This is a genomic window from Methylocystis rosea SV97 (assembly GCF_000372845.1).
Taxonomy (GTDB): domain Bacteria; phylum Pseudomonadota; class Alphaproteobacteria; order Rhizobiales; family Beijerinckiaceae; genus Methylocystis; species Methylocystis rosea.
On record NZ_KB889963.1, the window covers coordinates 1,609,220 to 1,620,757 of the forward strand.

Below are 11,538 nucleotides of genomic sequence, written 5' to 3' on the forward strand. Positions count from 1 at the left end.
AAATGCTCCTGCGCGAGGAATCCGGCGTATCTATGCCCGAGGAGCCGGTTCTGACAACTCCCGGCTACGCCGAAACCGGGCGCTCGGCGACCTCTCCGACGACGCTCGTGAAAATTTCCCGGGTTCTCTTCTGCGTATCGGCGAGCAGCGCTTCCAGATTGGAAAGATCTGGCGCGTCGCCGACGCGCAGCAACAGCTCCGCCAGTCCGCGTGGGGCGTCGGCGGGACGGAAAGCGTCGTCGATGGCAAGCCGCAGCAATTGCGTCAGCCCTTGGTAGAGCTTTGAGGCCTCCGCCAGCGCGTCCGCCGCGCCGGCGTCGATAAACCCGGCGTCTTTTACACGCTGCAGGGCGACTGTTGTGTTCGTTGAAAAAAGCTCAGGACGCTGCGGGCCATGCAGCAGCATCAAATATTGCGCGACAAACTCGACGTCGATCAATCCACCGGGAACCTGCTTCAATTCCCAAGGGCTTGTCGCGCCCTTTTCCTTTTCGATCCGCCGGCGCATGGACAAAACGTCGTCTTTGAGTTTTTGCGCGTCGCGCGGACGCGTCAGCGCCACGCGGATCGCCGCTTCGACGCTTTGTGTGAACGCCTCAGGACCCGCGACGACGCGGGCGCGGGTCAAGGCCATGTGCTCCCATGTCCACGCTTCATGGGCCTGATAATCCGAAAAGGCGGCGAGACTTACTGCGAGCGGTCCGCTGTTGCCGGAAGGGCGCAAACGAAAATCCGCCTCATAGAGCAGGCCTTCGGCCGTAGGAGCGGAAAGGGCGCTGATCAGCCTCTGCGTGAGACGGCCGTAATATTGCTGCGTTGAAATCGGCCGTCCGCCACCCTTTGATTCCGCCAGTGGGTCGGCGTCGTAGAGCAGCATCAGATCGAGATCGGACGCGGCCGTCATCTCGCATCCGCCAAGCTTGCCCATGGCGACGACCGCGCACGCGCCGCCATCGATCGTTCCATGCGTTTTGGCGAATTCCTCGCAGACGCGCGCGAAGAGCCGGGCGATCAGCGTTTCGGCGAGGCGGGTATAAGCGAAGCCGGCCTCAGCGACCGACACGGATCCGGTCAGAATGCGTACGCCGATGAGGAATTTCTGCTCCTGTCCGAAGATGCGGGCGCGGTCGAGCGCGTCTTCATAGGAGCGCGCCTCGGCGAATTGCGAGGCGAGGCGTTCCTCCAATTCGCTTTGCGTCGGCACCGTCTCGAAAAAAGCCGGCTCCATGAGCGCGTCGAGCACGCGCGGGCGCCGGGAGATTGTTTCGGCGAGCTTGGGCGCCGCGCCCGTAATTGCGGCAAGCAGTTTGAGAAGTCGCGGCTGCGAGACGAGCAGGGAAAAGAGCTGCACGCCTGCCGGCAGTTTTGCGATGAGCCTGTCGAAGGCGAGAAAGGCGGCGTCGGCGTTCTCCGTCGCGGCGATGGCTTCGAGCAGGATGGGCGTCAGCTCCGTCAGCCGTTCGCGCGCGATGGTCGAGCGGGTCGCGGCATAGCGGCCGAAGTGCCAGCCGCGAATGGTCGCCGTCACCGTCTTGGGGTTGGCGAAGCCCATATTGGCGAGCGTCTCGATCGTCCCCGGATCGTCGTCGTCGCCGGTGAAGACGAGATTTCCGGCCGACGAGGTGAGCTGCGGCGCGCTTTCGAAGAGTTTCGCATAATGGCTCTGCACCACGTCGAGCCGCTTCAGCAGCGCTTCGGCAAAGTCGGCGTAGCCTGAAAAGCCCATCATGGCGCCGATGACGGCGACTCCGTCTTCAGTCTCGGGCAGCGTGTGCCTCTGCTCGTCGGCGACCATCTGAATGCGATGCTCGACGTCGCGCAGAAAGAGATAGGCTTCGCGCAGATCGTCGCGCGCCTCGCGCGCCACCCAGCCGCTCTCGACGAGCTGGTCAAGCATCGCCAGAGTCGAGCGCCCGCGCAGGCGCCGATCGCGACCGCCGGTGATGAGCTGCTGCGTCTGCACGAAGAATTCGATTTCGCGAATGCCGCCGCGTCCGAGCTTGATGTTGTGACCGGCGACGGCGATCTTGCCATGTCCCTTATGCGCGTGAATCTGCCGCTTGATCGAATGCACGTCGGCGATGGCGGCGAAGTCGAAATATTTGCGCCAGATGAAGGGCGCGAGCTCCTGCAGAAATTGTTCGCCGGCGAAGATGTCGCCCGCGACCGGCCGCGCCTTGATATAGGCGGCGCGCTCCCAGTTCTGGCCCATGCTTTCGTAATAGCTCAGCGCCGCTTCGAGCGGGATGGCGATGGGCGTCGCGCCCGGGTCGGGACGCAGCCGCAGATCGGCGCGAAACACATAGCCATCGACGGTGCGCTCGCTCATGATCCGCACGATCCGCTTCGTCAGTTTGACGAAGAAATCGACGTCCTCCGATGGGTCGGCGAGGCGCGCGCGCGAACGGTCGAAGAACACGATGAGATCGATGTCGGAGGAGTAGTTCAGCTCAAAGGCGCCCCCCTTGCCCATGCCGAGAAAAATCCAACCCGATCCGCGTTCGGGGTCGCGCTGATCGGCGAGTTCGATCTTGCCGGCGAGCGCGGCGGCGCGCAGCGTGAAGCGAATGGCGGCGGAAAGCGTGGCGTCGGCGATTCGCGTCAGCGCTCGCGTCGCCTCCGGCATGTCCCAGACTTTGGCAAGATCGGCGAGGGCGATGACGAGCGCGGCGTCCTGCTTTGTGAGGCGCAGCAGGCGCATCAGCTCGGCTTCGTCTTGGGTTTCGATGTTGCGCGTTTCTTCGATCAGCGCCTCGACGCGCTGCGCGGGATCGCTGATGAGGATGCGGGCGAGCCGCGCCGGATCGCGGGCGGAAAGGTCGGTCAGATAGGGCGACGAGCCGAACACGCCGAGCAGCAGATCGCGCGCTTGCGGCCGCTCCAGCAAAAGCGCCGCCAGCGCGCTATCGGCGGCTCCGTCCTTCTCCAACACGCGGGCGAGCGCCTCTTCGGCCCTCTGCGCGTCGAGAGGCTGAATGACGACCTTGGCGCGGTCCAAAAGGGCGTTGGCGTTTGACGTCAAGGAACCTTCCTTTTTGGGCAGCGAGAAAGCGGCTTTGCGCCGGGATATAATCCGGCTATCCCCCTAAATCAGCTTTGAGAGTCGACAAGCGGTCGTCAATGGGAAAAGGAGCAGGCCCCCTCGTCCTTCGAGACGCGCCCTACGGGCGCTCCTCAGGATGAGGGGGCCTTGGTTCCGCGAAATCAAAGGGCTTGACGCCATCACTCGCATACGGACTGACGCGAGCTACAAGCTCCCTCATCCTGAGGAGCGTGCGGAGCACGCATCTCGAAGGACGAGAGAGCCTGGCGCCATATGATGAGAAAAATTTCATGTCGGAAGAGGATGTCGCGCAGTTGCTCGCCCGCATCGCCGGGGCGCTGGAGCGCTTGGCCCCGCCGCAGCCGTCCGCGCCGGATTTCTCCGTCGCCGAGGCGTTCGTCTGGCGCGCCGCCGGCGAGGCGTTCCATCCCGTCAGCCGGGTCAATCGGGTCGATCTGGCGCTGCTCAAGGGAGTCGACCGTCAGCGCGACATGCTTCTCGCCAACACCAGCCGCTTCGCGCAAGGCCTGCCCGCCAACAACGCGCTGATGTGGGGCGCGCGGGGCATGGGCAAATCCTCGCTGGTGAAGTCAATTCATGGCGCGCTGGCCGAGAAGGGCCTGAAACTCATCGAAATCCATCGCGAGGATATTGAAGCGCTGCCCACGCTGCTCGGCGCGCTGGCGCAGGCGCCCTTCCGCTTCATCGTCTTTTGCGACGACCTGTCGTTTGACGGCGCGGAGACGAGCTACAAGGCGCTCAAGACCGCTCTCGAAGGCGGCGTCGAAGGGCGGCCGGACAATGTGCTGTTTTACGCCACGTCGAATCGCCGCCATCTGTTGCCGCGCGACATGATGGAGAACGAAAGCGCCACCGCCATCCACCCCGGCGAGGTGATCGAGGAGAAAATCTCGCTCTCAGACCGCTTCGGGCTTTGGATCGGCTTTCACAATTGCAGCCAGGACGACTATCTGGCGATGGTCTTCGGCTACGCCGGTCATTTTGGCCTCGGCGCGCCAGAAGCGACGATCCGCGCCGAGGCGCTGGAATGGTCGATCACCCGCGGCGCGCGCTCGGGCCGTGTCGCCTGGCAGTTCGTGCAGGATCTCGCGGGGCGACTGGGGAAGGATTTGTGCTAGCATCGTCCGGCGTTTACGCGTCCCGCCTGACTTCGCCCCGGTTTTTTTTCGCGCTTGCTAGCTTTCGCGCCGCGTCAGGCTTAGCCTGAGCTGGGCTAAAATGGGGGGCAGAATGAACTTCAGACGTATTGCGCTTATCTCGACCACAATGTTTCTCTCGCTGGTTTCTCTTTCTGGAAGCGCCTTTGCTTTCTGCGGGGTGTTGCAGGCTTCGGCCAGCGGCTATTCCAGAGACGAAGCGCTTTCAAAGGCCAACAACAAGGGACTGGTGGAGGTTCGAAGGCTCGAAGGCAATTACGGCAGCAGCAATGTTCATTATCAAACCGCCACGTCTTCTTGCCGAGACGGCGGGAGGGTGACGTGCTTCATCTCCCAGAAGTTCTGCGTCGACAGCGGCCAGCGACAGCGGCCGGGTCGCGGCGAGGAAGGCCATTCGATGCATGGCTGCCCGCCCGGAACGCGGCCCGTTCCGGAAACGGATAATTGCGTGCCTGTACGTAAACGGACGAGCGAATTTGAAAGCCAGCCGTGGAAAAAGCCGGGTTGCCGGACCTGGAAGCAGAGCTGCGACAGAGGCGACGCCCGGGCCTGCGGAAGATATGAGTCGACCTGCCAGGTCAATTGACGCGAGAACATTGCGAGACGCCTGCACGGCAGGCGTCTCGGATCGCCGTCTGGCGGATTAATACGGACGCTCCGGCGTGCATTCCGCAGTCGCGCATCGCGGTTGGTAGGCATAGGGGATCATGGCGGCGACAAGCAGCAACCCGCCCATAATGATGATCGCCATTTTGTAATTCATCGCGATTCCTCTCCGACGGCGTTCGGCCCTTGGGTTTGATTTTAAACAATCCCACGTCGCCCGCCGAGCGTCTGTGACTTTGTCCTTATTGCGCGTAGGGCTGCAAGGATCGGAAGATCAGAGCGTCTTGGCTTTGAACCGGCAGAGATCGGCGATCAGGCAGCGCGGGCATTCTGGCGTGCGCGCCTTGCACACATAGCGTCCGTGCAGAATGAGCCAGTGATGCGCGTGAAGCAGATATTTCTCTGGCGTGATCCTCGCGAGTCCTGCTTCGACCTCTTCGGGCGTCTTGCCGCTAGCGAGCGGCAGCCGGTTGGAGACTCGAAAAATATGCGTGTCGACCGCGATCACCGGCTCGCCGAAGGCGACATTGAGCACGACGTTCGCGGTCTTGCCGCCGACGCCTGGGAGCGCGGTCAATTCCTCGCGCGTGCGCGGCACGTCGCCGCCATGCCGTTCGATCAGCAATCGTGACAGGGCGACGATATTTTTCGCCTTGGCGCGATATAGGCCGATCGTCTTGATGAGATCGCGCACGCGCTCCTCGCCGAGCGCCGCCATTTTGGCGGGCGTGTCGGCGAGCGCGAAGAGCGCGGGAGTCGCCTTGTTGACCCCTGCATCGGTCGCTTGCGCGGATAGCACGACGGCGACGAGCAGCGTAAACGGGTTTTTGTAACCGAGTTCGGTCTTGGGTTCAGGATTCGCGGCTGCGAGACGCGCAAAAATCTCTTCGATGCGCGCAGCTTCAGCGGCAGCCGGCCGCCGACCGGCTCGTGGTTTTTTAGCGACGCGCGCGCGCTGACTGATTGTTTCCGCCATCGGCGCGTTATAACTTTTAGAATCTGAGGGACAAAGCCGGCAGGAGAAATGTCCGACCCCTTCGAGCGGAAAATTTACGAAGCGCGGCTGACGCCGCATCGGTCGATGACGCCGCACGCCTTCTACCTTTTCATCGTGATTTTCTGTTTCGGACAGGCCCTGTTTGCGCTGCCCTTCTTCTTCATGGGCGCCTGGCCCGTCGCCGGCTTCATGGGCCTCGACGCGGTCGGACTCTATTTCGCCTTCCGCGCAAGCTTCCACGCCGCCCGCAGTCATGAGACGCTCGACCTTACGCCGCTGGAGCTGGTTTTCGCGCAAATCGGCGCGCGCGGACAGCGAAAGGAATGGCGCTTCAACCCTTCTTGGGTGCGGCTGGAACAGACGGTCCACGAAGAATTCGGGACGGAGCGGGTGGCGCTGATCTCGCGCGGCGAATGCATCGAGATCGGCGCCTTTTTAGGGCCGGATCAGAAAGCGGAGCTGGCGCGGGAACTGAACCGCGCGCTCATCGACGCGCGCATGGGCGCCCGTTTCGGCTAGAACGGACATGAGCGGATCTAGCGTCGCTGGCTCAGCATGGCGTCGGCTTCCCGCATCAGCCGCGCCTCGTGCCGCTTATAGTAGCGCCAAAGCACAAACAGCCCGATGACGAGTCCGCCGACGAGCGCCATGGCGATCGGGCCCTCGATTTTTTCGAAGCCAGCGGTGAGGTAATAAGCGCCAAAGCCGAACACGCACGCCCAAACGACGCCGCCCGTCGCGTTATAGACGAAGAAGCGGCCTGGCGGCAGATGGTTTGCGCCGGCGAGCGAGGCCGCGAGAATGCGCAGCAACGCGATGAAGCGGCCGAAAAAAACGATCGCGCCGCCCCAACGATAGAAGAGATATTGGCCGAGGCGCAGCTTTTCCGGCCCGAGCCCGACATGATGGCCGTAACGTTCGAGAAGCTTCGTTCCATACTCCCGCCCCAGCCAATAACCGACATTGTCGCCGACGATCGCGCCCGCAGCGGCGGCTACGACGATATTTTCAATGGCGATCGCTCCGGACAGCCGCGCGTAGATTGCGGCGCCGACGAGCATGGTTTCTCCAGGCAGCGGTATGCCGGCGCTTTCCAGAGCCACGACGATAAAGATCGCCCAATAGCCGTAGGTCGAGAGGATCGCGGCGATCTGAGACTGATCGAGAAAATGCGTCATCCCTGGCCCGGAAAGTGTCCTATGCCACTCTCATGTAGGCCTAAATGCGCAAATGGCGACGTCGCCGAAGCGAGGCCGCCATTTTTAGGACGTCAATCGAAAGGGTCAGTGATATTGCAGCGCGTTCTCTCGCGCGGCGCTGAAGGCGTAGGGCGGCGTCGCTGCCATAGCCTCGCTGTCAAAGACGAAGGGGTCGCGCTCCAGCGCCACTTGAAGGACCTCCCGCAATCCTCGGAGCAAAGGCTGGTCGTCGCGGACAACCTTGGCCCGAAGCGCCTCCTGCGCGGCTTCATCCGACCGGCTCGCGAAATCGCGCACCGCCATCGCGACGAATCTGCCAACGCTGACGCCTTTCTCTTCAGCCGCGGCGCGTACGCGCTCGGCGAAGCCGCCGCCAATGCAAGCCAGGGCGGCATGCGCCACCTTGTCGTTCGAGCAGGAATTGATCAGATCCACGATGACCATGACGACCTCCGCCCTTGGACGTTCCATGTTTCGGAACCCTTTGTTGGCCGCGGTTTATCTCCGCGACAGTGTCCACGCCCGTTGGGGCGTTCGTACCCGCCAAGCTATCCAGTCAAGCTGAACGTTATCTGTATGAGTGCTGAAAAAATTCCGCGTCCGACGATCGGACGGGATCTCTCAACCCGGCGAACAAGGCTGTCGGCGCAAAAGCCGAGAGACTTTGCTCCCATGCCGCGCGCTGCTGCCTTCTAACTGAAGGCCGTGACAGCTTCACGACGAAGTTCGCCGGTATATCAACAACATAGTGATCAGCCGAGCTGAGGCCGCAGCACGACTCGGGACTCAACTCGTGGCTAGAGCAATAGTTCCGAGAAGCTGAAAAATTCGTAGCTGCGGCGCAAAAGATCCTGTGGCGCCGCAGTAGCCTTGCCTCTACCAAGCGCCGATGTTGGGCGCCGAAACCCAGGGTTCCGTTGGCGGCAGCGGCGCGCCCTTCTGCAACAACTCGATGGAGATCAAATCCGGCGATTGCACGAAGGCCATATGGCCGTCGCGCGGCGGCCGATTGATCGTCACGCCCGCCGCCTTCAGTCGCGCGCAGACGTCGTAAATATTCTCAACGGCGAAGGCGAGGTGACCAAAATTCAGCCCGCCGGCATACGCATGTTCGTCCCAGTTATGGGTGAGTTCGATCGTCGGCGCTCCATTTTCCTTGGCTTGCGCGACGTCCTCGGGCGCGGCGAGATAGACGAGCGTATAGCGGGCCTTCTCGTTCTGGGTGCGGCGCACCTCCTGCAGACCAAGCATGCCGCAAAAAAACTCCAGCGCGCGGTCGAGGTCGCCGACTCTGATCATGGTGTGCAGAAATCTCATATGCGGCTCCTATCTGATGCGTCCGCCGTAATAATAGCGTGCCATGGCGCGGATTTGCGCCCACGCCGAGCGCCTGCTAGAGCGCTGGCGCTCCCCAAACATAGGTGCCTATCGACGTGACCGAGACGAAGGCTCTTCCTCGAGCGGCGACGAGCGTCAAGCTGGCGGCCGCCAAGGCGTCGATCGCCGCCAGCGCTTTGCTTGCGGCGGCGAAACTCGCGGCCGGTCTGTGGTCTGGCTCGCTTGCGCTGCTGTCCGAGTCTGGGCACGCCTTCGTGGACACTGGCGCGACAGTGCTGACCTTCTTCGCGGTGCGCGAAGCAGAGAAGCCAGCGGACGAGGAACATCACTATGGCCATGGCAAATATGAGGCGCTGGCCGCGCTGATCCAAACCGGCTTCCTCTTCGGCCTCGCCTTGTTCATCGTCGGCGAAGCCTGGAGGCGGCTGCAGGAGACGGATGTCGTGATCGACGCCGGCTGGCCGATCTATGGCGTTCTGGTCGTCTCGATCATCGTCGATTTTGTTCGCTCGCGGCAGTTGCGGCGGATCGCAAAGGAAGAGGGCAGCGACGCTCTGGCCGCTGACGCGCTGCATTTTTCGAGCGATCTGGTGTCATCGGCGCTGGTGCTGCTCGGTCTCGTTGCGGCGCATTACGGGTTCGAGCGCGGCGACGCGCTCGCCGCCTTGGGCGTCGCCGTTTTCATCGCCGTCGCGGGCTTTCGATTGGGCCGTCGCACCATCGACACTTTGCTCGACGCCGCGCCACGCGAAATGGCGCCGCATCTCGAGAGGGCGATCGTCGACGTGCCGGGCGTCATCGCGATCGATTCGCTGCGACTGCGCACGATTGGCCCTGACATCGTCGGCGAAGCGACGATTGGCGTTTCGCGCGGCTTGCGCGTCGAACAGGCGGCGCGCATCAAATCGGCCGTCGCAGAAGCGATCGCCGGAGTCACGCCGCGCGCCCGGGTCACACTGTCGATTGAGCCGCGAGCGCTTGACGACGAAACGATCGCGGAACGCATCCTGCTGGTTGGGGCGCGTCGCCACATCCATGCCCATCATGTCATCGCCCAGCAGATCGAGGGCCGGCTATCGATCGGCGTCGACGTCGAACTCGATGGCGCCATGCCGCTCGGCCGCGCGCATGCGATCGCCGCCGACTTCGAGAGCGCCCTGCGCGACGAATTCGGCGCCGACGCCGAAGTCGACACGCATATCGAGCCGCTCGAGCTGCAATTGCTCGCGGCGCAGGTCGCCGATCCCGCAACTGCTGGGGCCATCGAGGCGGCGCTCGCGCGCGTCGCCGCTCAGACCCGACCGCCGGCGCAAGTGCGGGACGTGCGAGTCCGCGAAACGGCCGGAGGCATCGTCGTCAACTTCCGCTGCCGTCTCGACGTGGCCGTCTCCGTGCAAAGCGCCCATGATGCGCTCGACGAAATCGAGCGCCGCACACGCGAGGAATTTCCATCGATTCTGCGCATCGTCGGCCGCGCCGAGCCGGGCGATCGCTCAGCCGCCGCATAGCCAAGGATGCCCGCTTCGTCTATGAGAGACGCCATGACACAGCAGTCGGACGCCGCCGCTGACATCGCCTCGATGCCTTTCGAACAGGCGATGCAGGAGCTCGAGCGCATCGTCGGCGACCTGGAGAAAGGCGCCGTCTCGCTCGACGAGTCGGTGAAGCTCTATGCGCGCGGCAAGGCGCTGCAGGCGCGCTGCGAGGCGCTTCTCGCCGAGGCCGAAGCCCGCATCGAGAAAATCACGCTTGGCGAAAACGGCCAGCCGACAGGAGTCGCGCCCTTCGACGTCGAATAGACGTTAATCCAAGTGCTAATCCAAGCGTTAATCCAAGTGTTCCTCCTCCGCCGCCTCTCGCGACAATCTGAGGACGCGGGCCATGAACGCGATCGCGATGAGCACGGCGATCGGCATCGCCAGTGCGGCGACGAGATCGGCGGAAACCTGCGGCGGAAGCGCGCCAGCGGCCTTGAGCCCCTTGGCGACAAAGCTGAAGAGTCCAGTGAGAAAATAGGCGAGTCCGGCGATCGTGATTCCCTGCACGATGCGGTTGAGCCGCATCTGCAACCGCGTGCGGCGGTTCATCTCTTCAAGCAGCGCGCCGTTCTGCCGCTCCATCTCCAGCGTGATGCCGGTGCGCATCAGATCGGTCGCGCGCTCGACCTGCGCCGAGAAGCGCATTTGGCGCGCCTCGACGGCGTTGCAGGTTTCGATCGCTGGATCAAGGCGCGCATTGAGGAAATCAGAAATCGTCACATATTGTCCTTCGCGCCGTTCCTGCAGCTGGGAGAGGCGGTTCTTCACCAGCGCGCGATAGGCGCGGCTCGCGTCGAAACGGAAGGCCGTGCGCGTCGACAGCGCCTGACTGCTCGCGAGCAGGTCCGAGAGCCGCTTCAGCAAAAGGTAATTGACGCGCATGTCATGCGCTTCGTTCAGCGCTTCGGTGATGCCCGAAAGCTCTCGCTCCATGTTGGCGAGCTGCGGCGACACTTGCCGCGCGAGCGGCAGGCCGAGCAGCGCCATCGTACGATAAGTTTCGATCTCGAGGACCCGCTGCGCGAGACGGCCGGCTTCGAAACGCGGCAGCGCCTTGCTGCGGATCATCATGCGCGTAAAGCCGTACGCGTCGACGGCGAAGTCGGTCAGAACCTGCGCGTCGCGATCTTCGACGCCGACGACGCAGAGACTCTGCGAATTGAAATAGGATGCAAGCTCTTCGACCGATCGCGCGCCGTCGACGACGCAGAGCTGCGTCGCGACGATGAGAACGCCCGGCGGCGTAAAGGAGATTTCGCCCGCTTTGAACGGGTCGGCATGCGCGAAGGGGATATCGGCGCCGACGCCGGTCGACCAGCTGTAGGTGGTGAATTCGCTATGTTGCTCCCAGCGAAGCCGCCAATCGCCAAAGATAAAGTAGTGGAATCGCGCGCCCGGATCCGGCGCCAGCACGCCATGCGCGAGCGCGAGCGCGCTGATCGCTTCACGATCGGCGGCCGCCGCTTCGTGGTCGGTGGCGAAGGCGTAGTGATAGATGCGCCGCGGCGCGTCGAGCGGCAGGAACGGCCGCGCGTGCAGTTCCGCGAGAACCGCCTCGCGAAATGGATGCTCGCTGAGAGTCTTGGGTTCGTCTTCGCTGATTTCCATTGCGTCTCTTGGCTCGCATTGGCGGGCTGCA

The 11,538-nt window shown here is 63.2% G+C and carries 11 protein-coding genes; 5 read left to right on the forward strand and 6 right to left on the reverse strand.

The genetic code is table 11. The features are described from left to right. Positions 1–64: 64 nt before the first annotated feature. A complete protein-coding gene (locus A3OO_RS0108405; protein WP_018407395.1) occupies positions 65–3,022 on the reverse strand; it encodes a bifunctional [glutamine synthetase] adenylyltransferase/[glutamine synthetase]-adenylyl-L-tyrosine phosphorylase in 2,958 nt (985 codons plus the stop codon). Positions 3,023–3,333: 311 nt separating this feature from the next. Here A3OO_RS0108405 and A3OO_RS0108410 point away from each other — a divergent pair, with 311 nt between their 5' ends. Together A3OO_RS0108410 and A3OO_RS0108415 are read left to right on the forward strand one after the other, a co-directional pair. Next, the gene (locus A3OO_RS0108410) at positions 3,334–4,182 is read left to right on the forward strand and encodes an ATP-binding protein (protein WP_026222809.1); all 849 of its coding nucleotides are present in this window, start codon (positions 3,334–3,336) and stop codon (positions 4,180–4,182) included. Positions 4,183–4,330: 148 nt separating this feature from the next. After that, positions 4,331–4,807 carry a hypothetical protein gene (locus A3OO_RS0108415; RefSeq protein WP_018407397.1) on the forward strand — a complete coding sequence of 159 codons (477 nt, stop codon included), beginning with the start codon at positions 4,331–4,333 and terminating at the stop codon, positions 4,805–4,807. Positions 4,808–5,101: 294 nt separating this feature from the next. Here the strand turns inward: A3OO_RS0108415 and nth are convergent, their stop codons facing one another. After that, on the reverse strand, positions 5,102–5,803 hold the full coding sequence (nth, locus tag A3OO_RS0108425) for an endonuclease III (protein ID WP_018407399.1): 702 nt from the start codon (positions 5,801–5,803) through the stop codon (positions 5,102–5,104). 48 nt (positions 5,804–5,851) lie between these two features. On the opposite strand from nth, the gene A3OO_RS0108430 reads away from it, so the two are divergent. Then, complete coding sequence (locus A3OO_RS0108430; protein WP_018407400.1) at positions 5,852–6,343, forward strand: DUF2244 domain-containing protein; 492 nt, start codon at positions 5,852–5,854, stop codon at positions 6,341–6,343. A 17-nt stretch (positions 6,344–6,360) separates the two neighbouring features. Here the strand turns inward: A3OO_RS0108430 and A3OO_RS0108435 are convergent, their stop codons facing one another. The 3 genes from A3OO_RS0108435 to A3OO_RS0108445 all read right to left on the reverse strand — a co-directional run bounded on the left by A3OO_RS0108435 (position 6,361) and on the right by A3OO_RS0108445 (position 8,340). Continuing rightward, a complete protein-coding gene (locus tag A3OO_RS0108435; RefSeq protein WP_018407401.1) occupies positions 6,361–7,002 on the reverse strand; it encodes a DedA family protein in 642 nt (213 codons plus the stop codon). Between the two features lie 105 nt (positions 7,003–7,107). Beyond that, a complete protein-coding gene (locus A3OO_RS0108440; RefSeq protein WP_040573748.1) occupies positions 7,108–7,467 on the reverse strand; it encodes a hypothetical protein in 360 nt (119 codons plus the stop codon). Between the two features lie 432 nt (positions 7,468–7,899). After that, complete coding sequence (locus tag A3OO_RS0108445) at positions 7,900–8,340, reverse strand: VOC family protein (RefSeq protein ID WP_018407403.1); 441 nt, start codon at positions 8,338–8,340, stop codon at positions 7,900–7,902. Between the two features lie 116 nt (positions 8,341–8,456). Between A3OO_RS0108445 and A3OO_RS0108450 the strand changes: the two genes are divergently transcribed. Continuing rightward, positions 8,457–9,869 (forward strand): cation diffusion facilitator family transporter, encoded by a 1,413-nt coding sequence (locus A3OO_RS0108450; RefSeq protein WP_040573749.1) that lies wholly within the window; start codon positions 8,457–8,459, stop codon positions 9,867–9,869. Positions 9,870–9,902: 33 nt separating this feature from the next. Continuing rightward, on the forward strand, positions 9,903–10,160 hold the full coding sequence (locus A3OO_RS0108455; protein ID WP_018407405.1) for an exodeoxyribonuclease VII small subunit: 258 nt from the start codon (positions 9,903–9,905) through the stop codon (positions 10,158–10,160). Positions 10,161–10,187: 27 nt separating this feature from the next. On the opposite strand, the gene A3OO_RS0108460 is transcribed toward A3OO_RS0108455, so the two are convergent. Then, positions 10,188–11,507, reverse strand: coding sequence for a DUF3422 family protein (locus tag A3OO_RS0108460; protein ID WP_018407406.1), 1,320 nt, complete (start codon positions 11,505–11,507; stop codon positions 10,188–10,190). Positions 11,508–11,538: the final 31 nt, after the last annotated feature.

Coding starts and splice junctions, on each gene's coding strand:
- A3OO_RS0108410 (WP_026222809.1), top strand. CDS start 3,334: ATGTCGGAAGAGGATGTCGCGCAGTTGCTCGCCCGCATCGCCGGGGCG.
- A3OO_RS0108415 (WP_018407397.1), top strand. CDS start 4,331: ATGTTTCTCTCGCTGGTTTCTCTTTCTGGAAGCGCCTTTGCTTTCTGC.
- nth (WP_018407399.1), bottom strand. CDS start 5,803: ATGGCGGAAACAATCAGTCAGCGCGCGCGCGTCGCTAAAAAACCACGA.
- A3OO_RS0108430 (WP_018407400.1), top strand. CDS start 5,852: ATGTCCGACCCCTTCGAGCGGAAAATTTACGAAGCGCGGCTGACGCCG.
- A3OO_RS0108435 (WP_018407401.1), bottom strand. CDS start 7,002: ATGACGCATTTTCTCGATCAGTCTCAGATCGCCGCGATCCTCTCGACC.
- A3OO_RS0108440 (WP_040573748.1), bottom strand. CDS start 7,467: ATGGTCATCGTGGATCTGATCAATTCCTGCTCGAACGACAAGGTGGCG.
- A3OO_RS0108445 (WP_018407403.1), bottom strand. CDS start 8,340: ATGAGATTTCTGCACACCATGATCAGAGTCGGCGACCTCGACCGCGCG.
- A3OO_RS0108455 (WP_018407405.1), top strand. CDS start 9,903: ATGACACAGCAGTCGGACGCCGCCGCTGACATCGCCTCGATGCCTTTC.
- A3OO_RS0108460 (WP_018407406.1), bottom strand. CDS start 11,507: ATGGAAATCAGCGAAGACGAACCCAAGACTCTCAGCGAGCATCCATTT.